Origin of the sequence: Rahnella perminowiae, assembly GCF_019049695.1 — a bacterium.
Lineage (GTDB): Bacteria > Pseudomonadota > Gammaproteobacteria > Enterobacterales > Enterobacteriaceae > Rahnella > Rahnella perminowiae.
This window is the reverse complement of the sequence record NZ_JAFMOT010000181.1, coordinates 105,172-127,878: the sequence shown is the minus strand read 5'-3', so window position 1 is coordinate 127,878 and position 22,707 is coordinate 105,172. Positions and strand designations below refer to the sequence as shown.

At 52.1% G+C, this 22,707-nt stretch carries 20 protein-coding genes; 14 read left to right on the top strand and 6 right to left on the bottom strand.

Annotated elements, in window-relative coordinates; genetic code table 11:
- Window positions 1-125 precede the first annotated feature (125 nt).
- The 3 genes from J1781_RS16435 to J1781_RS16425 form a co-directional block, all read right to left on the bottom strand.
- Complete coding sequence (locus J1781_RS16435) at window positions 126-1,025, bottom strand: Dyp-type peroxidase (protein WP_217219111.1); 900 nt, start codon at window positions 1,023-1,025, stop codon at window positions 126-128.
- Between the two features lie 105 nt (window positions 1,026-1,130).
- The gene (locus tag J1781_RS16430; RefSeq protein ID WP_217233898.1) at window positions 1,131-1,754 is read right to left on the bottom strand and encodes an RpoE-regulated lipoprotein; all 624 of its coding nucleotides are present in this window, start codon (window positions 1,752-1,754) and stop codon (window positions 1,131-1,133) included.
- A 150-nt stretch (window positions 1,755-1,904) separates the two neighbouring features.
- Entirely contained in the window at window positions 1,905-2,348 is a 444-nt protein-coding gene (locus J1781_RS16425; protein ID WP_129952188.1) for a DUF2919 domain-containing protein, read from the bottom strand.
- Window positions 2,349-2,644: 296 nt separating this feature from the next.
- On the opposite strand from J1781_RS16425, the gene J1781_RS16420 reads away from it, so the two are divergent.
- Window positions 2,645-3,043, top strand: coding sequence for a YgiW/YdeI family stress tolerance OB fold protein (locus J1781_RS16420; RefSeq protein WP_205951576.1), 399 nt, complete (start codon window positions 2,645-2,647; stop codon window positions 3,041-3,043).
- A gap of 64 nt (window positions 3,044-3,107) precedes the next feature.
- On the opposite strand, the gene J1781_RS16415 is transcribed toward J1781_RS16420, so the two are convergent.
- The gene (locus tag J1781_RS16415; protein WP_095922987.1) at window positions 3,108-3,533 is read right to left on the bottom strand and encodes a GNAT family acetyltransferase; all 426 of its coding nucleotides are present in this window, start codon (window positions 3,531-3,533) and stop codon (window positions 3,108-3,110) included.
- 277 nt (window positions 3,534-3,810) lie between these two features.
- Between J1781_RS16415 and amiA the strand changes: the two genes are divergently transcribed.
- The 4 genes from amiA to uriH all read left to right on the top strand — a co-directional run bounded on the left by amiA (window position 3,811) and on the right by uriH (window position 7,229).
- On the top strand, window positions 3,811-4,695 hold the full coding sequence (gene amiA / locus J1781_RS16410; protein WP_129952186.1) for an N-acetylmuramoyl-L-alanine amidase AmiA: 885 nt from the start codon (window positions 3,811-3,813) through the stop codon (window positions 4,693-4,695).
- Window positions 4,696-4,794: 99 nt separating this feature from the next.
- Window positions 4,795-5,763, top strand: coding sequence for an oxygen-dependent coproporphyrinogen oxidase (gene hemF / locus J1781_RS16405; RefSeq protein WP_217233897.1), 969 nt, complete (start codon window positions 4,795-4,797; stop codon window positions 5,761-5,763).
- Window positions 5,763-6,212: a YaiI/YqxD family protein gene (locus tag J1781_RS16400; RefSeq protein WP_217219596.1), complete on the top strand. Its 450-nt coding sequence runs from the start codon at window positions 5,763-5,765 to the stop codon at window positions 6,210-6,212. The genes hemF and J1781_RS16400 overlap by 1 nt, the downstream gene beginning before the upstream one ends.
- A 69-nt stretch (window positions 6,213-6,281) precedes the next feature.
- A complete protein-coding gene (gene uriH, locus J1781_RS16395) occupies window positions 6,282-7,229 on the top strand; it encodes a uridine-preferring nucleoside hydrolase UriH (RefSeq protein ID WP_129952183.1) in 948 nt (315 codons plus the stop codon).
- A gap of 63 nt (window positions 7,230-7,292) precedes the next feature.
- Here the strand turns inward: uriH and maeB are convergent, their stop codons facing one another.
- The gene (gene maeB / locus J1781_RS16390; protein ID WP_129952182.1) at window positions 7,293-9,572 is read right to left on the bottom strand and encodes an NADP-dependent oxaloacetate-decarboxylating malate dehydrogenase; all 2,280 of its coding nucleotides are present in this window, start codon (window positions 9,570-9,572) and stop codon (window positions 7,293-7,295) included.
- A 384-nt stretch (window positions 9,573-9,956) separates the two neighbouring features.
- On the opposite strand from maeB, the gene tal reads away from it, so the two are divergent.
- From tal to yegD, 3 genes are all read left to right on the top strand, one after another.
- A complete protein-coding gene (gene tal, locus J1781_RS16385; protein WP_217233896.1) occupies window positions 9,957-10,907 on the top strand; it encodes a transaldolase in 951 nt (316 codons plus the stop codon).
- Window positions 10,908-10,963: 56 nt separating this feature from the next.
- On the top strand, window positions 10,964-12,958 hold the full coding sequence (gene tkt / locus J1781_RS16380; protein ID WP_217158050.1) for a transketolase: 1,995 nt from the start codon (window positions 10,964-10,966) through the stop codon (window positions 12,956-12,958).
- Between the two features lie 124 nt (window positions 12,959-13,082).
- Window positions 13,083-14,435, top strand: coding sequence for a molecular chaperone (gene yegD, locus J1781_RS16375; RefSeq protein ID WP_129952773.1), 1,353 nt, complete (start codon window positions 13,083-13,085; stop codon window positions 14,433-14,435).
- Between the two features lie 68 nt (window positions 14,436-14,503).
- On the opposite strand, the gene J1781_RS16370 is transcribed toward yegD, so the two are convergent.
- Entirely contained in the window at window positions 14,504-15,457 is a 954-nt protein-coding gene (locus J1781_RS16370) for an aldo/keto reductase (protein WP_129991779.1), read from the bottom strand.
- 260 nt (window positions 15,458-15,717) lie between these two features.
- On the opposite strand from J1781_RS16370, the gene mdtD reads away from it, so the two are divergent.
- The 6 genes from mdtD (at window position 15,718) to yegS (ending at window position 22,628) form a co-directional block, all read left to right on the top strand.
- Complete coding sequence (gene mdtD / locus J1781_RS16365; RefSeq protein WP_129952179.1) at window positions 15,718-17,193, top strand: multidrug transporter subunit MdtD; 1,476 nt, start codon at window positions 15,718-15,720, stop codon at window positions 17,191-17,193.
- The gene (gene baeS / locus J1781_RS16360; protein ID WP_217219594.1) at window positions 17,190-18,575 is read left to right on the top strand and encodes an envelope stress sensor histidine kinase BaeS; all 1,386 of its coding nucleotides are present in this window, start codon (window positions 17,190-17,192) and stop codon (window positions 18,573-18,575) included. The genes mdtD and baeS overlap by 4 nt, the downstream gene beginning before the upstream one ends.
- Entirely contained in the window at window positions 18,576-19,295 is a 720-nt protein-coding gene (gene baeR, locus J1781_RS16355; protein WP_129952177.1) for an envelope stress response regulator BaeR, read from the top strand.
- Window positions 19,296-19,449: 154 nt separating this feature from the next.
- A complete protein-coding gene (locus J1781_RS16350; RefSeq protein ID WP_217233895.1) occupies window positions 19,450-19,797 on the top strand; it encodes a YegP family protein in 348 nt (115 codons plus the stop codon).
- 186 nt (window positions 19,798-19,983) lie between these two features.
- Window positions 19,984-21,369: a prephenate-dependent tRNA uridine(34) hydroxylase TrhP gene (gene trhP, locus J1781_RS16345; RefSeq protein WP_129952175.1), complete on the top strand. Its 1,386-nt coding sequence runs from the start codon at window positions 19,984-19,986 to the stop codon at window positions 21,367-21,369.
- Window positions 21,370-21,740: 371 nt separating this feature from the next.
- Window positions 21,741-22,628, top strand: a complete 888-nt coding sequence (yegS, locus tag J1781_RS16340) for a lipid kinase YegS (RefSeq protein ID WP_129952174.1) — start codon at window positions 21,741-21,743, stop codon at window positions 22,626-22,628.
- Window positions 22,629-22,707 lie beyond the last annotated feature (79 nt).

Sequence of the window (22,707 nt, the reverse complement as noted above, 5' to 3'; positions counted from 1 at the left end):
TGTAACGGTTTTATATACCATTTGGTGATTTTCAAGCATGAAAAGCTATAAGACGTTAACAAACGCGAAGGGAATAACAGGAGGGACAGAAACAGCGCGTTCGCAACGGAACGCGCCGGGAGGTGTTAAAGCGCTAACAGGCGGGTCAGGGAGGGGGCAAAATAATAGCTGCCAGTCACCGGACGGGTGAAGCGCAGCATAGCATCGCGTTTGCCATCAAGATCGCCAAACATGCTCAGCAGTTGTTTCTCAATATTCCACAAACGGGCGCAATAGCTGATGAAATACAAGCCGTGTTCACCACTGGCCGTACCGTAAGGCAGGCTCTGGCGCAGGATTTTCAGGCCCTTTCCGTCTTCTTTCAGATCAACGCGGCTGACGTGGGAGGTGGCCGGACGGGTTTCTGAATCCAGCTCTTCATCCGTTTCTTTAGTACGCCCTATCACTTCTTCCTGTTGTTGCACAGTGAAGCGTTCCCATTGCACCAGATTATGTTTCCAGCGCTGGACCATCACGTAACTGCCACCGGCATCGACGCTACCCTCAGGGATAATGGCCACCTGAGCGCGGGCTTCTGCTTTCGGGTTTTCAGTGCCGTCGACAAAACCACTGAGGTCACGTTCTTCCAGCGCACGGAATCCGTGAGTTTCTTCTTCGACAGTGATTGAACTGCCGAATGCTTTTAATGCCGCCTGTGCCAGCGCAAAATTCACGTCATGACGCAGCGACTGAATATGCAGCAACATATCACGCTGCGTCGCCGGTGCCAGCCCGTTGCCCAGCGGCTCGAAAGGTTTCAGTTCTTCTGCACCCTGATTGCCGGATAAATCACGCCATACATCGTTGCCAAAGGCAATGACCGCACCAGGATGTTCTGCGGGAAATTTTTTCTGCATGTCTTCCAGTACGGCCACAAATGCACGGCAGCCCTGCCGGAGCGCATCCAGGTCACCCTGAGCTTTCGCTTCGATGTAAATCGCGAAACGGCAATGTTCGGGTAAAATGCCGCTCTGAACCTGAGTCATTTTCTCATCCTCGTTAATTTGACCGGCGACATCATACCGGATGTCAATAAAAATGCCTTGCGCGAAGGCAAGGCATTGAGGGCTTTTTAAACACAGATTCCCGTTTTATTGCACGTTATTCGCCGGATTAGCACGCCAGATGATTTTGCTGACCTTCCAGTCTTTCAGGGCATCATCCGAAGGCATCAGCGAATCCGGACCATGCCAGATACCGCTGAACACATAGGTTACGTGAGCACTTTGCGGCGCTTTACACTCGACGTTTTCGGCATCATCCCCTTCGCCTTTGACGCAGACATCGAAGGCCTTGCTGTAAAGCGTGCTGAAAGGTGTGCCGATTTTGACCCCCCATTCACTTTCAACTTTCGGATCCACCACATCAACGCGTTGCACATTGCCTTTCGGCTCACCGCTGATGGACATTTTCACGTCTTTGCCGTCCATCGCCTGGAAGAAACTCAGCATTTTTCCATCGCTCATCGACATCCCGCTGCGCAGGGTATAGTCGCCGTCCAGCGCGTCTTTAACGGCTGTTTCTGTCAGCGGTGTGCTGCTGGTTATTCCGCCCACGCCTTTATCGCTGACTGTCAGGCTGCTGCCAAACCAGTTAAGCGGATTCATACCCGACCAGGAAATATCTGGCCACGACATGTTAGACAGTGATGAACAGCCCGTAAGAATTAACGGCAGCGCCAGCAACATCGGGCGAACCCGTATGCGAACAGTCATTCGGTACACTCCTTGACTCCCCGTTCCCGTCGGCCGGTGCGGCCTGGCGGATAAACCGGCAGTGAAATTATTGTTTATTTATGCATGAGGGTTTAGCGCCAGTTCGAGTACTTTTCTGGTTAAAAAGTTCATCCCCGAATGGAATATGCATCAGGCCAGACGGCGCGTGGCATCAAAACAGGCGCGCAGACGGCGGCTCATGAGCCAGTAAGCCAGCGCCGCTGCATCCAGCAAGGCCAGCACGATATCCACGCCGGAAATCGTATCTGTACTTTGCCATAACCCCAGCCCCTGCAAGGCAAATGTGACAAACATGCCAGCCAGCAGCAACCAGTAACCAGCCTGCCAGATACGCGGCCATACATGACGACGCCCGCTGAGTAAAAACAACAGCGCGGGTGGCAATCCGAGTAACATTCCGGACCAGAAATTTTGCGACTCAGGATAAAACAACGCCAACAGGTCACTGCCCTGCTGGCGCGACGCCCCGACCATCACAAATAATATCCAGGTCCGCGCCTGCAAAATCAAAATAGTCCAAAACCACAATGGCAAGCGCAACATACCATGGTCGTTATAATCATCCGGGTTCATAAAAAGGACAACGTTCCTGCAAATGAAGTTAAGTTTTTAAAATATATCAATAGCATACCTAAAATAATTCGAAGTACAGAAAAACAGCCAGCGGAGTGATCCGATGAACTTACTCAGGTAAGTGATTCACATCACTGAGCGCAGCCAACACCTCTGCAATTTTAAGTATGCCGGGTATAGGCTTAAGAAACTGTTAAGAACTGTCTGCTTTACTGGTCTCCAACGCGGCAACACATCCGAAACGATGTCATCGTTGCCGGTACTCTGGAAACGTTAACTTAAGGAAGACTATTATGATGAAGAAGATCACGCTGGCAACCCTCATTGCACTTTGTTCAGCCACTGCCTTTGCCCAGCAGGCTGGCGGATTTAACGGCCCGTCGGCGCAGGAATCACAAACCCAGCCTGCCCCACAGGGTGGCTTCACGGGTACCACGGCGCTGAGTACAGTGAAAGACGCGCAAACCATGAAGGATGATCAGTGGATCATGCTGGAAGGGTTCATCGATCAGCGTATCGACCATGATAAATACATTTTCCGCGACAATACCGGCACCCTCAATGTCGAAATTGACGGCAAACGCTGGCAGGGACAGAACGTGTCACCCAAGGACAAAATCCGCATTGAAGGTAAAGTCGATAAAGACTGGAATTCTGTCGAAGTGGATGTCAAAAGCGTAAAACTGATCAAGTAACTCAGAAAACGAAGCCCCGGCGGATCACTCCTGCCGGGGCTTTTTTATTCGCCGGAATAACGGTTTAGTATTCCTGATCTTCGATCAGTCGTTTACCCAGTAAAAGCGTATCCGAAATTTCATAACCCAGTTTTTCATACATGCTGACTACCGCATCGTTTTCAGCACGCACCATTAAATTCATTTTCGGGCAACCACGGGCGATTAACTTCTTCTCCAGACGGTTTACCAGCGCATTGGCAATGCCACGGCCGCGATAATCCGGATGTACCCCCAGATAATTGGCTGATCCGCGATGACCATCGTAGCCGCCCATCAGCGTCGCCACCACTTCACCGCCCACTTCCGCCACCAGGAAAAACTCAGGGCTGTGGTTAATTTTACGTTCAATATCCAGCTCTGGATCATTCCACGGACGCAGTAAATCGCAGCGTTCCCATAAGGTCAGTACTTCTTCGAAATCTTCTTGACGGTATACGCGAATTTCCATCACTGTTCGCCGCTGTTAATCGGGGTTTATATGATTATCGCGTGATCTGTTTGATACGCAACATCAAAATCACCAATTGTGTACTTTATAAACCGTTTTGAGCGATAAAATCTTTACATAAAACACCATGACGCTCTGTCTGTCCTGGATAGTTATTCGGTCATGACATCATTCACGACACATTATTCATAAAAAGTAATAGTTCTCAGGTCGAAACGATAAAAAAGATACTCTATAACATAGGGCATTCTGCATTTTTTCTGACGGTAACGGACTGATGTTAAACCCCCTGAATAAATTTTTGCATTTCCAGCCTTTGCCTGCCGCCGCCACCCGTCGCCAACTGCTACTTTCCGGGCTTGGATTGGCGATTGCCGCTTTCGGTTCACGTTCTGCCAGCGCCGCGCAGCATGAACACATCACCCAATCTGCACCGGCTCCTAAACCTCCGGGTGCGAAAAAACTGGTGATGATTGACCCCGGACACGGTGGCATCGATTCCGGCGCGGTGGGTCATGAAGGCTCGGAAGAAAAACATGTCGTGCTGGAAATCGCCAACTATGTGCGGGAATTCCTGGGCGAGCAAAGTCATATTGACGTTAAACTGACCCGCGACTCTGATCACTTTATACCGCTTTATCAGCGGGTTGAACTGGCTCATCAGCATCAGGCCGATTTATTTGTTTCGATTCATGCCGATGGTTACACCAGCCCGACGGCTTCAGGCGCGTCTGTTTTCGCCCTCTCTAATCGCGGGGCCAGCAGCGCGATGGCGCGGTATATGTCTAAAAAAGAAAACGATGCCGATCTGGTCGCGGGCGCGAAATATGCCAAAGAAGACAATAATTATCTGCAACAGGTATTGTTCGATCTGGTGCAAACCGACACCATCAAAAACAGTCTGACACTGGGGCATCATGTGCTCGACAGAATCCGTCCGATACACCATCTGCACAGCCAGCAGACCGAACAGGCCGCATTTGCTGTATTAAAATCCCCGTCGATACCGTCGATTCTGGTGGAAACATCGTTTATTACCAATCACCAGGAAGAACAGTTACTCAGCACTACGGCGTTCCGTCGTGAAATCGCGCAGGCCATTTCACAGGGGATCGTAAATTTCTTCAGTTACTTCGATGCCAACGAACGTAAGCCCCGGTAACGTCTTTGCGCTGCTAAAAGCAGGCGTCTCTAGCCGACGCGGATGTTTTTGGGTATATAATCACTTCCTCTTTTTGATTCAGCGCCCGCAAGGCGCTGAATGTCTCTTAAGTCAACGTCTGCGAGTTTGCCCGTGAGCCAATCCATTCCCGACATCCAGCAAGTTAAAACTTTTCTGCTTAAGCTCCAGGATCACATTTGCCAGCAACTGGCTGCCGCCGATGGCAAGGGCCGGTTCGCTGAAGATCAATGGGTACGGGAGGAAGGTGGTGGTGGCCAGAGCCGGGTGCTGACCCATGGCGCAGTGTTTGAACAGGCAGGTGTCAACTTTTCGCATGTTGCCGGTGCAACCCTGCCCGCTTCCGCAACCGCGCATCGACCTGAACTGGCTGGTCGCAGTTTTCAGGCAATAGGCGTTTCACTCGTTATTCATCCGCTGAATCCTTACGTGCCAACCAGCCATGCCAACGTACGCTTTTTCATTGCGGAAAAACCCGGTGAAGCGCCGGTCTGGTGGTTTGGCGGTGGCTTTGACCTCACGCCATACTACGGTTTTGAAGAAGATGCCCACCACTGGCACCAAACTGCACAACAGCTTTGCCAGCCGTTCGGCGATGATGTCTATCCAAAATACAAAAAATGGTGTGACGATTACTTCTTTATTAAACACCGTAACGAAGCACGCGGTATCGGCGGCTTATTCTTTGATGACCTTAATTCGCCGGATTTCGCCACTTGTTTCAGTTTCATGCAGGCTGTGGGCAACGGCTTTACCGACGCCTATATGCCCCTGGTAGAAAAACGCAAAGCTCTGCCGTGGGGCGAGCGTGAGCGCCAGTTCCAGCTTTACCGCCGGGGGCGTTACGTTGAGTTCAATCTGGTATGGGATCGCGGAACCCTGTTTGGCCTGCAAACCCGTGGCCGCACGGAATCTATTTTAATGTCGATGCCTCCGCTGGTGCGTTGGGAATACGGCTATCAGCCGAAAGAAGGCAGCCCGGAAGCCGCACTTTATAACGACTTTCTGCCGGTTCGCGACTGGCTGGCTGAAAAGGGAGAGCCAAACTGATGCAAATCTGGGTTGATGCAGACGCCTGTCCGAATGTCATCAAAGAAGTGCTGTTCCGCGCCGCCGAACGTACCGGCATGATGGTGACGCTGGTTGCCAACCAGATCGTCCGTACACCTCCGTCAAAATTCCTGCGCACCTTACGCGTAGAAGCGGGCTTTGACGTAGCAGATAACGAAATTGTAAAACGCACTGAGCCAGGTGATCTGGTGATCACCGCCGATATTCCGCTGGCAGCGGAAGTCATTGAAAAAGGCGGCGTGGCGCTGAATCCGCGCGGTGAGCGTTATACCACCGAGACCATCAAAGAACGCCTGAACATGCGTGATTTTATGGACACCATGCGCGCCAGTGGCGTACAAACCGGCGGACCGCCCGCGCTTAATCAGCGCGACCGTCAGCAATTTGCCAATGAACTGGATAAGTGGTTGCAACAAGCCAAAAACTAATTCCCCTTCATGCAATTCGAATGATTTTGGGGACTGATAAAAGTGGATAAATTGAAAAGGATGTAAAAAATGGTCAAAAAGATCATCCTTGATTGCGATCCTGGGCACGACGATGCTATCGCGATGTTACTGGCACACGGTAACCCAGACATCGAACTGCTGGCTGTCACAACGGTCGTCGGTAATCAGACGCTGGAGAAAGTCACCCGCAATGCCCTCGCCGTGGCACGTGTGATTAACCTGACTGGCGTGCCGTTTGCGGCGGGCGCAACCCGTCCGCTGGTACGTCAGGTTGAAATTGCTGACGAAATCCATGGTGAGTCCGGTCTGGATGGTCCGGTGCTACCGGAAGCGACCCTCACTCTTGAACCTGTTCATGCTATCGATCTGATAATTGATCTGATCATGTCTCACCCGCCAAAAACCATTACGCTGGTGCCCACCGGCGGGCTGACCAATATTGCTATGGCTGTACGCAAAGAGCCTCGTATTGTTGAACGTGTGAAAGAAGTGGTACTCATGGGCGGTGGTTACCACGTGGGAAACTGGAGTGCAGTCGCAGAATTCAATATCAAAATTGATCCTGAAGCCGCGCATATTGTATTTAACGAGAAATGGCCGCTGACGATGGTCGGGCTTGATTTAACCCATCAGGCACTGGCTACCCCTGAAGTTGCCGCGCGCATCGCCGCTGTAGGTACTCAGCCGGCTAAATTTGTCGGCGAACTGCTGGATTTCTTTGGCCTGAGCTACAAAGACCGCCAGGGCTTTGATTCACCGCCGGTTCACGATCCGTGTGCCGTAGCTTATGTCATCGATGCGAACGTAATGACCGTGCAAAAGGTGCCGGTAGATATCGAACTGACGGGCACCTTAACACTGGGTATGACCGTCGCCGATTTCCGCGCACCGCCCCCGCCGGATTGCCATACGCAGGTGGCAGTCAAACTCGACCATCAGCGTTTCTGGGATCTGATCGTCGATGCGCTGGAGCGTATCGGCGAAGTGAAATACTGAGACGGCGATTGAGAAAAACGAGCATCGCTTTGATGCCCGTTTTTTACGCTAACAGTTGCGTGGTTATAAAGGTTCGGTTTGGGCTTCCACGACTGCCAGCGCTACCATATTGACTATTCGCCTGACCGAGGCAATTGGCGTCAGAATATGTACCGGTTTCGATACCCCCATCAGGACCGGTCCGACAGTTACCCCTTCCGAACACGATACCCTCAGCAGGTTGTAACTGATTCGCGCTGATTCCATATTCGGCATGATGAGAATATTTGCCGATCCTTTCAGCGGGCTGTCCGGCATCACATCCTGACGAATACTTTCCACCAGCGCCGCGTCACCGTGCATCTCACCGTCGATTTCCAGATCAGGATCGCGCTCATGAATCAATTCCAGGGTACGGCGCATTTTCAGCGCGGCCGGGCTGTCTGAGGTACCAAAACTGGAGTGCGACAACAGCGCGACTTTCGGCTCAATCCCAAACCGTCTCACCGTTTCTGCTGCCATCAGCGTGATTTCTGTCAGCTGTTCAGGGGTTGGATCATCATTGACGTAGGTATCAGCAATAAAGGTATTGCCGCTCGGCAGCAGCAGCGCATTCATCGCCCCGGCAACATGCGTACCTTTGCGAAAACCGAACACATTCGCCACGATATCGTAATGCTCATGATAGGTACCAACCGTACCGCAAATCATCGCATCGGCTTCGCCGCGCAGCAGCATGATGGCAGAAATCAGCGTCGGATTGCCGATCACAGCCCGGCGCGCCTGTTCCTGAGACACACCGCGCCTTTTCATCAACGCATAATATTCGCGCCAGTATTCATTAAAACGCGGATCAGATTCGTTGTTCACCACTTCAAAATCCCGGCCTGCTTCCAGTTGCAAACCGAGTTTTTTGATGCGCATGGCAATGACGCTCGGCCGTCCGACCAGAATCGGCTTCGCCAGCCCGAGGGAAATCAGTTCCTGCGTAGCGTGCAGCACGCGTTCCTCTTCTCCTTCCGCCATTACCACCCGTTTGGCGTCTTTCTTAGCCTGCGAGAAAATAGGCTTCATGAACAGATTGGTTTTGTAGACGAACTCGGTAAGTTTTTCGGCATACGCCTCCAGATCCTCAATCGGGCGCATAGCCACACCGGACTCCATCGCGGCTTTCGCTACGGCGGGCGCAATTTTCACGATCAGGCGCGGATCAAAAGGCTTAGGAATAATATATTCAGGTCCGAAAGACAGCTCTTCTTCACCGTAAGCGGAAGCCACCACATCGCTTTGTTCGGCCATTGCCAGATCCGCGATAGCATGAACACAGGCCAGTTTCATTTCTTCATTGATGGTGGTTGCCCCGACATCCAGCGCACCACGGAAAATGAACGGGAAGCACAAGACATTATTCACCTGATTCGGATAATCCGAACGGCCGGTACAGATAATGGCGTCGGGTCGCACCGCTTTTGCCAGCGGCGGTAAAATCTCCGGCTCAGGGTTAGCCAGCGCCAGGATCAGCGGATCTTTGGCCATGGTTTTCACCATCTCCTGCGTCAAAACTCCGGGGCCGGAACACCCCAGAAAAATATCGGCGTCCGGGATTGCATCCCCCAATGTGCGCTGGCCGTTATCTTCAATCGCATAAGCCGCTTTGGTTTCAGCCATGTTGTCTTCGCGCCCCTGATAAATCACACCACGGGAGTCGCAGGCCGTGATGTTATGGCGTTTCAGCCCCAGCGCCACCAGTAAATTCAAGCACGCAATGGCAGAAGCCCCCGCCCCTGAAACGACCAGCCGCACATCGGAAATGCTTTTCCCCACCACGCGCAGACCATTTAACACTGCGGCGGTACAGATAATGGCGGTGCCATGTTGATCGTCATGAAACACCGGAATTTTCATGCGCTCCCGGAGCTTTTTCTCAATGTAAAAGCACTCCGGCGCTTTGATATCTTCAAGGTTGATGCCGCCGAACGTCGGCTCCAGCGCGGCGATCACATCGATCAGTTTATCGGGATCGTTCTCATCCACTTCAATATCAAACACATCAATACCGGCGAATTTTTTGAACAATACGCCCTTACCTTCCATCACCGGTTTCCCGGCCAGGGCACCGATATTTCCCAGCCCGAGAACAGCGGTACCGTTGGAAATCACCGCCACCAGATTGCCGCGTGCGGTGTACCGGTAAGCCGCCAGCGGATCTTTAGCGATCTCCAGACAGGGAGCGGCAACGCCCGGAGAATAGGCCAGCGCCAGATCACGTTGTGTCGCGAGAGGCTTGGTGGGTGAAACCTGAATTTTGCCAGGCACCGGAAACTCATGAAAATCGAGCGCACTTTGTTTGAGTTGTTCGTCCATTGCAGGATCCTTTTCGTGTTTCTTATTTTTTGCAGAGACAACAGGGTACGGGAAATATCAGCATCTGATTTTCCTGCTGACAAGTATAGATAACCCTGCCATGGCTAAGGGTGAATCACGACCAAAACTTAGCCGTTACATTGATTACTTTTCATTCATGGAAGACGTCTCGTAAAAATGCACTAAGCTTAAAGTTTGTCCTTGCGCTTTTCTCGCCAGACGCTCAGTTTGTCGGGCAACAGGGCCGCCATTGTTGAGACCCATTGCAGTAATCAGAAAAAGCGCATTCAGTTTGTTAACCGAATGATGCAGGGTAGGAGCCCTACGAAAGAGAGTCGTCAGACCTTATTGCTGTATCGTTTTTTCTCGCCAAGGAGCTAAGAGATGAACCAGTTAGACGCACTAAAAAAAATCACCACCGTCGTTGCCGACAGCGGTGACATTGAATCTATCCGTCATTTCGAGCCTCAGGATGCGACGACCAATCCTTCGCTGATCCTCAAAGCAGCCGACCTGCCGCAGTACCAAAACCTGATTAAAGACGCGCTGGACTACGCCCGCAAGCAAGGTGGCAGCAAAGAAACTCAGGTGATCAATGCGACAGATAAACTGGCCGTTAATATCGGGGCCGAAATCCTGAAAAGTGTGCCGGGGCGCGTCTCGACAGAAGTGGATGCCCGCCTGTCATTTAACCGGGATTTGTGTATCGAAAAAGCCCGCAAACTGATCGGTTTATATCAGGATCATGGCATCGATAAATCGCGCATCCTGATTAAACTGGCATCAACGTGGGAAGGTATCCAGGCCGCTAACGAACTGGAAAAAGAAGGCATCAACTGCAATCTGACCTTGCTGTTCTCTTTTGCTCAGGCACGGGCCTGCGCCGAAGCCGGGGTATATCTGATTTCGCCTTTTGTTGGCCGTATCTATGACTGGTACAAAGCCAAAGAGCCCAACGCCACCTACGACGTCGAAAAAGATCCGGGCGTAGAATCTGTCCGGAATATCTACGACTACTACAAATCCCACGGTTACGAGACTGTCATCATGGGCGCGAGCTTTCGCAAAGTGGAACAAATTCTGGCCCTGGCAGGTTGTGACCGCCTGACGATTTCACCAAACCTGCTGGAAGAACTGAAAGCCAATGATGCACCGGTTGAACGCAAACTGCAGCCGTCTTCTCAGGCAGATAAAAAGCCGGCACCGCTGACACAGGCTGAATTCCTCTGGGAGCATCATCAGGATGCTATGGCCGTAGAAAAACTGGCCGAAGGTATCCGTTCATTTGCCGTCGATCAGAAGAAACTCGAAGATATGCTGTCGGCACAACTTTAGTTTTAACTGAATGTAAGTTTTGAATTTTAGCGTTGAAAAAAACAGATGGAGTGAATATGCCCTCTCGTAAAGAACTCGCAAATGCGATCCGTGCACTGAGCATGGATGCCGTTCAAAAAGCGAACTCAGGCCATCCCGGAGCCCCCATGGGAATGGCGGATATCGCTGAAGTGTTGTGGCGTGATTATATGAATCACAATCCAACCAACCCTAAATGGGTCGATCGCGACCGCTTCCTGATGTCAAACGGCCACGGTTCAATGCTGCAATACAGCCTGCTGCATCTGACGGGTTACGATCTGCCGATGAAAGAGCTGGAAAACTTCCGCCAGCTGCATTCTAAAACGCCAGGACATCCGGAATTTGGCTATACGCCGGGCGTGGAAACCACCACCGGCCCGCTGGGTCAGGGGATTGCGAACGCCGTAGGTTTCGCGATTGCCGAACGTACACTTGCGGCTCAGTTTAACCGTGAAAATCACGACATCGTCGACCACTATACCTACGTCTTTTTAGGCGACGGTTGCATGATGGAAGGTATCTCACACGAAGCCTGTTCGCTTGCCGGCACCATGAAACTCGGCAAGCTGATTGCGTTTTATGATGACAACGGTATCTCTATCGACGGTCATGTTGAAGGCTGGTTCACCGATGACACCGCCAAACGCTTCGAAGCCTATCACTGGCATGTGATCCGCGGTATTGACGGGCACGATCCTGACGCGGTGAAAGCGGCTATCGAAGAAGCCCGCAAAGTCACTGACAAACCGTCACTGTTGCTGTGCAAAACCGTCATTGCTTTCGGTTCACCGAACAAAGCCGGTACTCACGGTGCCCACGGTGCTGCGCTGGGTGATGATGAAGTTGCAGCCACCCGTGAACATATCGGCTGGCACTACCCACCTTTCGAAATCCCACAAGATATTTATGACCAGTGGGATGCCAAAGAAGCCGGCAAAGCGAAAGAGAAAGCCTGGAATGAGAAGTTTGCCGCGTATGCCAAAGCCTATCCGGCACTGGCCGCAGAATTTGAGCGCCGCATGAGCGGCAAACTGCCTGCGCAATGGCAAAACGAATCGCAGAAATACATCGAAGAATTGCAGGCGAAACCGGCCAATATTGCCAGTCGTAAAGCCTCGCAGAATACGCTGGAATCCTTCGGTAAAATTCTGCCGGAATTCCTTGGCGGCTCCGCTGACCTCGCGCCAAGTAACCTGACGATGTGGTCTGGTTCTAAATCCATCGGTGATGATCAGGCGGGTAACTACATTCATTACGGTGTTCGTGAATTTGGCATGACCGCCATTACTAATGGTATCGCTTTGCATGGCGGTTTCCTGCCGTACTCCGCGACATTCCTGATGTTTGTGGAATATGCACGTAACGCCGTTCGTCTTGCGGCACTGATGAAGATCCGCAACGTGTTTGTGTACACCCATGATTCAATCGGTCTGGGTGAGGATGGCCCTACGCACCAGCCGGTAGAACAAATGGCCAGCCTGCGCGTGACGCCAAATATGAACACATGGCGTCCGGGTGATCAGGTGGAGTCGGCTATCGCCTGGAAATACGCCATCGAACGTACTGACGGCCCTTCTGCGCTCATCTTCTCGCGTCAGAACCTGACCCAGCAGCCGCGTACGGCGGAACAGCTGGCTAACGTTGCACGCGGCGGTTATGTACTGAAAGATTCTGACGGTACGCCGGAGGTGATCCTGATTGCCACCGGTTCGGAAGTGGGCATCACGGTAGAAGCTGCGGACATTCTGGCTGCCGCAGGCACCAAAGTACGCGTGGTTTCCATGCCGTCTGCCGATGTCTTCGACCAACAGGACGCGGCTTACCGCGAATCGGTTCTGCCGAAAGCCGTGACCGCAAGGGTTGCGGTTGAAGCGGGTATCGCCGATTACTGGTACAAATATGTCGGCCTCAATGGTGCCATTGTCGGCATGACAACCTTCGGGGAATCTGCGCCAGCCGAGCAACTGTTTAAAGCGTTCGGTTTTACCGCTGATAATGTCGTCGCTAAAGCGCAGGCATTGCTGAAGTAATTCTCTGTACTTGATTCCCTCTCCCCAGGAGAGGGATTTCCTCTTCATTGCGCATCCTATCTGACTTGATGAATCGCCCTCTCTCCGGTAAAGTCCCGTCCCTTCTTTGGCATGGGGAACAATGATGTTTATTGGATTTGACTACGGTACAGCGAATTGCTCCGTTGCAGTGATGCGTGACGATAACGCTCACCTTCTGGCGCTAGAAAATAACGATCCTTACTTACCCTCCATGCTTTGTGCACCGACACGTGAAGCGGTCAGCGAATGGCTGAACCGTCACGGGCAGGTTCCCGCAGGCAGTGATGAAAATCTGGCGCTGCTGCGTCGCAGTATCAGCTTTAACCGCGAGGAAGATATCCCGGTTAATGCCAACAGCGTAAACTTCGGTTTGCGGGCACTTTCGACCTATATGGAAGATCCGGAAGAAGTGTACTTTGTGCGTTCTCCCAAATCGTTCCTCGGCGCAAACGGCCTGAAGCCACAACAGATCGCCCTGTTCGAAGATCTGGTTTGCGCAATGATGTTCCACATCAAACGTCAGGCTGAGTCTGTCCTGCAGGAAAGTATTGAACAGGCGGTTATTGGCCGCCCGATTAACTTCCAGGGCATGGGCGGTGATGAAGCCAATGCTCAGGCACAAGGTATTTTGCAGCGTGCGGCAGAACGTGCGGGTTTTCGTGATATCGCTTTCCAGTTTGAACCGGTCGCGGCCGGTCTGGATTTCGAAGCCACACTGACCGAAGAGAAAACGGTGCTGGTTGTCGATATCGGCGGCGGCACGACTGACTGCTCGGTACTGCTGATGGGGCCACAATGGCGTGATAAAGCAGAGCGTCAGAACAGCTTGCTTGGTCATAGTGGTTGCCGCATCGGCGGTAATGATCTGGATATCATGACCGCATTCAAACAGCTGACTCCACAATTTGGTATGGGCAGTGAAACCCAGAAAGGTATCGCTATCCCGGCCCTGCCTTACTGGAATGCCGTCGCGACCAACGATGTTCCGGCGCAACTGGATTTCTATAGTGTGGCGAACGGCCGCATGTTACGTGATCTGATCCGTGATGCAGCGCAGCCTGATTTGATCAAACGCCTGCTGAAAGTTCAGCAACAACGTCTGAGCTACCGTCTGGTTCGTGCAGCGGAAGAAAGTAAGATTGCATTGTCTGAACGTGAAAGCGTGACGGCAGCCATGGACTTCATTGAATCGGGTCTGGCAGAAACCATTACCCAGCAGCAACTGAGTGACGCGATTTCTCAGCCCCTGGAACGTATTCAGGAGCAGGTCAGTCTGGCACTCGCCAGCAGCGAAATTAAACCGGATGTGATTTACCTGACCGGTGGCAGTGCACGTTCACCGTTGCTGCGCGCCGCTTTGCAGGCGCAGTTACCCGGGATCCCGCTGGTTGGAGGAAATGATTTCGGCTCGGTTACGGCAGGTCTGGCACGCTGGGCCCAAACGTTATTCCGTTAGGATTTAAAGAGACCGATAAACGCAAACCGCCTGAATCCAGGCGGTTTTTTATGGTTCAGAGCCAGGACTTACCAGGCACTGGCATCATTTAACGTCCTGATATCAGACTCATCCAGCTTCAGGGTCGCAGCCTGCGCCAGTTCGTTTAGCTGTTGCAGAGAGGTCGCACTGACAATCGGTGAAGTGATACCCGGACGGGCAATCTGCCAGGCCAGTGCTACCTGTCCCGGCTGAGCACCATGCTTACCGGCAACCTGATCCAATCCGGCCAGTATTTTCAGGCCACGCTCATTCAGGCAACGCGCAATAACACTTTCACCGCGTTTACTCTTCCCTGCATCGGCCCTGGTACGGTACTTCCCGGTCAGAAAACCGGCTGCCAGGCCATAGAAGTTGATGACACCTAAGCCGTTATCCGTCACGACTTTTTCCAGCGCTTCTTCATATACTTTACGGTCATACAAATTATATTGCGGTTGCAGCGTTTCATAACGCGCCAGTCCGTTTTCCTGACTGACTTTCAGCGCTTCAACCAGACGTGGTGCGCTGTAGTTGGATGCCCCAACGGCACGCACTTTCCCTTCTTTAATAAGCCGGTCAAACGCCGCCATGGTTTCAGCCAGCGGTGTATCGGCATCGTCATCATGTGACTGATACAAATCAATATAATCCGTTTGCAGACGCTTCAGCGAGGCCTCTACCGCCTCTTTGATATAGCGTGGCGACAACCCGACTTTTCCCTCACCCATCGGTTTTCCGACTTTGGTGGCGAGAATAATCTGGTCACGCTTACCGGTTTTTTTCAGCCAGTTACCGATAATGGTTTCGGATTCGCCCCCTTTATTACCTTCAACCCAGCTCGAATAGACGTCAGCTGTGTCAATGAAATTCAGTTGATGATCCAGCAAGGCATCCAGCAGGTTAAACGAGGCTGCCTGATCGACGGTCCAGCCAAATACATTGCCACCGAAGGTTAACGGCGGCACCTGGATACCTGTACGACCCAGTTCTCTTTTGTTCATCATTATCTCCCTTTTAAACGCTCAGATCAGACTTACTTTGCATGCGAACGGTTGATGGTCAAAGGTCAACCTTAGCATTTTGATATAAAATGTCAGGCTGAAAGCTATTCTTTATAGTCAGAAGTATTGTCAAAAAATGGGAAAGACTCTCCTTATTTCCTCCATTTTCTGCTGAAACATTCTGGCTACACTGTAAGCCGGTCTGCAGGTTAATTCCCGCCTGAAATACCGCAACAATGATTGTGCTGATGTGATGACTCATGAAATCTGAAAACACTGACACTTTACCTCCTTCCACGCCGCTGCCAGCTTCAGTTCGCTGGCAATTATGGATCGTCGCCTTTGGCTTTTTTATGCAGGCCCTTGACACTACGATCGTTAATACTGCCCTGCCGTCGATGGCCCGCAGTCTGGGTGAAAATCCGCTGCACATGCATTCGGTCATTGTGGCTTATGTGCTGACGGTCGCGGTGATGTTACCGGCGAGTGGCTGGCTGGCGGACAAAGTCGGGGTTAAGTGGGTATTTTTTTCAGCCATTGTGCTGTTCACGCTCGGTTCGCTGCTGTGCGCACAATCGGAAAGCCTGCGCGAACTGGTGATGTCACGCATCGTTCAGGGGATTGGCGGCGCGATGATGGTGCCTGTTGGCCGGCTAACAGTGCTGAAAATTGTCCCGCGCAGCGAATACATGGCAGCGATGACAATGGTGACATTGCCCGGTCAGGTCGGCCCGTTACTGGGCCCGGCGTTAGGCGGTTTTCTGGTGCAATATGCAAGCTGGCACTGGATTTTCCTGATCAATTTGCCGGTCGGTCTGGCCGGATGCATCGCCACATTAATGATCATGCCGAACTATAAAATGCAAACCCGGCGCTTTGATATCAGCGGGTTTGTTATGCTGGCAGTGTGTATGGCCACGCTGACGCTGGCGCTGGAAGGCAGCCGCAGCATGGGGCTGACGGCGCTGGAAATCGTATTACTGGTCATCGCCGGTGGTGCCGCGCTGGGCATTTACTGGTTACATGCTCGCGGTAATCTTTCAGCACTGTTTTCCTTGCGCCTGTTCCATACACCGTCTTTTAAAATTGGCCTGACCGGCAGCTTGCTGGGGCGTATCGGCAGCGGCATGCTGCCGTTTATGACACCGGTCTTCCTGCAACTTGGGATGGGCTTTACGCCCTTCCATGCCGGACTGATGATGATCCCAATGGTGCTGGGCAGCATGGGGATGAAACGCGTGGTGGTCCGGCTGGTTAATCAGCTGGGTTATCGTTCGGCACTGGTCAGCGCCACATTGCTGCTGGCATTGATTACCCTGATTTTTCCGCTGGTGGCGATTTACGGCGCCGTATGGATGATCCCGATTGTGCTGTTCTTCCAGGGAATGGTGAACTCGCTGCGCTTCTCGTCGATGAATACCCTGACACTTAAAGATTTACCGCCACGCCTTGCCAGCAGTGGCAATAGCTTACTGTCGATGATCATGCAATTGTCAATGAGCCTCGGTGTCAGCGTTGCCGGTTTACTGATTGGCCTGTTCGCACACCAGCAAGCAATGACACCTGACAGCAGTACCCTGCACACCGCTTTTCTGTATTGCTATATGTCGATGGCGCTGGTGATTGCCCTGCCTGCCTGGGTATTTTCCAAAGTGCCGCCTGACAGGCAGAAAAACGCCATCATTAACCGGCGTCGTGCGGCGGCCGCTTCCCCCGATCCGATGAGAAAATCATGAAACCTGGTATCACCGCCAAGCTGTTTATGGCCATCTTTTGTACCTGCGCACTGGTGTTGATCATCATGAACTGGGGCGTGCGGATGAGCTTCGAAAGAGGCTTTATTGACTATATCCGCCAAAGCAACGAACAGCGCGTCGAACTGTTAGCGGACACGTTGCAGGAGCAATACAAGCAGCATGGCAGCTGGGAGTTTCTGGAAACAAATGATCGGTTGATCTACCAGCTGATGCGCTCATTTGAACAAAACAGCAGTTCGAAAATGCCGCCACAGGGCTGGCGGACAAAATTCTGGATCCTCGACAGTCACGATCGCCGGATCGGCGGTTACGATCAACCGGTCCCGCCCGATCTGCAAGGGCCGCGTCGCGTGATGACCGTCAATGGCGTGATCATCGGTTCAGTGATTTCCACGCCCGCTGAGCGCCTGACCCGCGATGCCGATATCAACTTCGAGCGTCAGCAGAGCCGCACCAGCTGGATGATTGTCGCTTTTACCGCACTGCTGGCCGCCGTCGTAACCTGGGTGTTATCTCGCGGTATGCTCGCGCCGGTAAAACGGCTGGTTAATGGCACCCATCAGCTTGCTGCGGGAAATTTCAGCACCCGCGTGGAAGTCGACAGTGAAGATGAACTGGGGAAACTGGCGCAGGACTTTAACCAGCTGGCAATGACGCTGGAGAAAAACGAACAGATGCGCCGGGCATTTATGGCAGATATTTCCCATGAGTTACGCACCCCGCTGGCGGTATTGCGCGGTGAGCTGGAAGCCATGCAGGATGGTGTGCGTAAAATGACCGTCGGTTCACTGGAATCGCTGCAATCTGAAGTGGCGATTCTGACCAAACTGGTCGATGATCTGCATCAGCTTTCTCTGTCAGATGCCGGTGCGCTGGCTTATCGCAAAGTCGATACCGACGTTGTACATCTGCTACAACTGGCCGAGGCCGGCTCGCGTGAACGTTTCCACAGCAAACAGTTAACGCTCAACAGCCATCTGCCGGAAAGTGCTGAAGTCTTTGGTGACCCGCAGCGGCTGTCGCAGCTTTTCAATAATCTGCTGGAAAACAGCCTGCGCTATACTGATCCGAATGGCGGCCTGGAAATCCTGGGAGAAATCTGTGAAAAAACGCTGAATCTGATTTTCCAGGACAGCGCGCCGGGCATCAGCGATGAGCAGCTCATCCGTATTTTTGAACGGTTTTACCGTACCGAAGGCTCGCGTAACCGCGCCAGCGGCGGCTCGGGTTTAGGTCTGGCAATTTGCCAGAATATCGTCGAAGCCCACGGCGGGCAGATCAGCGCAAGCCACTCCCCGGCGGGTGGCGTACGCATTACGGTCGTCCTGCCTCTTTCTGTCCCACATGGCCCGAGAAACTGAATGAACGACTCTGCATTGTCCGGCCCTGCGCCGTTGAAAATCCTGATCGTGGAGGATGAGCCTAAACTCGCCCAGTTACTGATTGATTATCTCGAAGCGGCAGGTTATGCCACGCAGTGGTTACCCGACGGCAACGACGTGGTTACGCTGGTTAAAACCCAGCCCCCGGCACTGATTCTGCTGGATCTGATGCTGCCGGGCAGCAGTGGTTTAACGATATGCCGTGACATCCGCCAGTTCTCCGATGTGCCGGTCATGATGGTGACTGCCAAAACGGAAGAAATTGACCGTCTGCTCGGGCTGGAAATTGGCGCAGATGATTATATCTGTAAGCCTTATAGCCCGCGGGAAGTGGTCGCGCGCGTGAAGGTTATCCTGCGCCGTTGTGTGCGTCCGGATGAGCACGTGACAAAAGATACCGGCCTGCATATTGATGAGGCTCGCTTTCAGGCCACTTTTCAGGGACACGAACTTGAGCTGACTCCGGCGGAATTTCGTCTGCTAAAAACCCTGTCTGTGAAACCCGGTTATGTCTTTACCCGGGAAGTGCTGCTCAATAATCTTTATGACGATTACCGCGTTGTGACGGATCGCACCATCGACAGCCACATCAAAAACCTGCGCCGTAAGCTCGAATCACTTGATGGTGAAAAGGCATTTATCCGCGCGGTATACGGCGTCGGTTACCGTTGGGAAGCGGAGCCTTGCCATTTAGTTTAATGTTCTTCGGGCCGGCAACTCAGGTTTGTAAAGTTACTGGAAGTCTGTCGGCCAGCTCACATTTCATACCTTAAATTTCCGCTATCGCCGCGAAAAAGTCTCCATTAACTACACTTATTTCTGAAAAATAACCCCTCTTATGGAGATTACCTTTATGGCTAATAGCCACTATGAGCTGATTAAGGCGAGGAACGGGCAATATCACTTTATCCTTAAAGCCGGTAACGGAGAGATTCTTCTCACCAGTGAAATGTATGCCAGCAAAGCATCAGCGGAAAACGGCATCTTATCGGTACAAAACAACGTCTCAGAAGAAGCCCAGTACGAGATCAAACCCACGAAAGACGGGCAGTTTTACTTTGTCCTGAAAGCAAAAAATCATCAGGTCATTGCCATAAGCGAGATGTACACCGCACCCCGCACCGCTAAAAAAGGGGTGCTGTCCGTTATCAAAAACGGGCTAAGCCCGGAGATCCGTGATCTCATCCAGCAAATCGCCTGACCTCGTTATCCTGAGGTTGCTACATTTCCTGCTGCAACCTCAGGATCCAAAAATTGATCTGCCCCGGTAAAACTTCAAATACCCACACGAACTGGCTGCTTTTAAACAACTCAGACGTTACAATTCTGACCTTTCGTCGCCCCGCATCCGGGACGGCCCTGACTTGTGATCAGACTGAGATTGACTATGTTTACCCGCGATTCTTTTGTTCCGGAACTGCTGTCCCCTGCCGGCTCCCTGAAAAATATGCGTTATGCTTTTGCCTACGGTGCTGATGCGGTTTATGCCGGCCAGCCCCGCTACAGCCTGCGTGTGCGTAATAACGAATTTAACCACCAGAACCTGGAAACAGGCATTAACGAAGCCCACGCCCTGGGTAAAAAATTCTATGTGGTGGTCAATATCGCCCCGCATAACGCCAAGCTCAAAACCTTTATCCGTGATTTACAACCGGTGATAGATATGGGACCGGACGCCCTGATCATGTCCGATCCGGGCCTTATCATGATGGTACGCGAAGCGTTCCCGCAAATGGATATTCACCTCTCGGTGCAGGCTAACGCCGTGAACTGGGCAACAGTGAAATTCTGGAAACAAATGGGGCTGACGCGCGTCATTTTGTCCCGCGAGCTGTCGCTTGAAGAGATCGCTGAAATCCGTGCTCAGGTGCCGGACATGGAAATAGAAATTTTCGTGCACGGTGCACTGTGCATGGCGTATTCCGGCCGCTGTCTGCTTTCCGGTTATATCAATAAACGCGATCCGAATCAGGGGACCTGCACCAACGCCTGCCGTTGGGAGTATAAAGTTCAGGAAGGCAAAGAAGACGCCATCGGCAACATCGTGCACCAATACGAACCGATCCCGGTTCAGCAGGTAGAAGCCGCAGAACCCACGTTAGGCATCGGCCAGCCGACGGATAAAGTATTTATGCTGGAAGAAGCGATGCGTCCGGGTGAATACATGAGTGCTTTTGAAGATGAGCATGGCACTTATATTATGAATTCTAAGGACCTGCGTGCGATTCAGCATGTGGAAACCCTGACTAAAATGGGCGTACATTCGCTGAAAATAGAAGGCCGTACCAAATCCTTCTATTATTGCGCCCGCACCGCACAGGTTTATCGCCGTGCCATTGACGACGCAGTGGCCGGAAAACCGTTTGACCCGACGCTGCTGTCAACGCTGGAAGGCCTGGCGCATCGCGGTTATACCGAAGGTTTTCTGCGCCGTCATACACATGACGCACAACAGAACTACGAATACGGTTTCTCGGTCAGTGACCGCCAGCAATTTGTCGGTGAATTTACCGGTAACCGTAAAGATGGCTGGGCAGAAATCGACGTAAAAAATAAGTTCAGCGTCGGCGACAGCGTGGAAATGATGACGCCGCAGGGCAACGTTCAGTTCACACTCGACGCGTTACGCAACAAAAAAGGTCAGCCGACCGACGTGGCACCGGGTAATGGCCACTTCGTTTATGTTGCACTGCCGGAAGATGTCAGCCTGGAATTCGCTATTTTGTTGCGTAATCTGCAAGAAACCGACACCCGGAATCCGCATTCAAAATAAGGAATTCTTCGAAAATAAGAATTCGATCACATCTATTTTTAGAGTGGCTGGTTAATATGCATTCGCAATTTACTTCGAATGCAAAATAAAGCACCGGACTACACTAGGAACCACCTCCTTGGCCAGCTCAATCTCCCTTGAGCTGGCTTTTCTTTGAATATTCGGGCAACTTCTTGTACTTCCATTCATCAAACAAATAATCTCTTTCCTCCCTAAAAAAATAAAATATCTTTTGCAGATAAATAAGTATTTTATTGAATGACTTTAACTGAAATTATTTAATACCAAAGAGAACGCTTCACTGATTTATCCGATAGCCAAATACGGTCACAATCATCTATTGTTGTTATGTATAGATAAAAGGAGCATACATGACCACAGCACTGCTGATTTTAAACGGAAAAGGGGCCGCCATCGAAGAACTGCGCGAGGCGGTGAGCGCACTGCGTGACGAAGGCGTCAGACTGCATGTACGGGTCACCTGGGAGCAGGGTGATGCGGCTCGTTATGTCGCCGAAGCCGTTGGTCTTGGCTGTGAAACCGTGATCGCCGGCGGCGGTGATGGCACAATTAACGAAGTGGCGGGTGCGCTGGCGCAACTCAACGGTGTAAAGCCGGCGCTGGGAATTGTGCCGCTGGGGACGGCGAACGATTTCGCTACCGCCTGCAATATCCCCCCGGTGCCTGAGCAGGCACTACAGCTGGCGGTAAAAGGCAACGCTGTTGCTATCGATCTGGCACGCGTCAATAGTCAGCATTTCTTTATCAATATGGCCACCGGCGGCTTCGGGACGCGCATCACCACAGAAACTCCGGAAAAACTGAAAGCGGCACTGGGTGGCGTTTCGTATTTCATCCACGGGCTTTTACGTCTGGATACGCTCAAAGCGGATCGCTGCGAAATCACAGGCCCGGATTTTCAGTGGGAAGGCGATGCGCTGGTGATCGGCATCGGTAATGGCCGCCAGGCCGGTGGCGGACAACAGATTTGCCCGGACGCATTGATCAACGACGGCCTGCTGCAGCTCCGTCTTCTGACGTCAGAAGAGCTGCTGCCGTCATTCCTGCGCAGCCTGCTCAATAATGAAGAAAACAAAAATATCGTTTCCGTCAGCCTGCCATGGCTCGACATCACCGCGCCCCACGACATGACCTTCAACCTTGACGGCGAACCGCTGACCGGTAAACAGTTCCATATTGAGGTGTTGACTGGTGCCATTCAGTGCCGTTTACCCCCTCAGTGTGAGCTGCTCGGCTGATATCCCCCCTTCTCATTGTTCATTCTCTGTACTGTGATCCGTCTTGCAGTACAGAGGAATTCTGCTCTCCTTTTTGTGA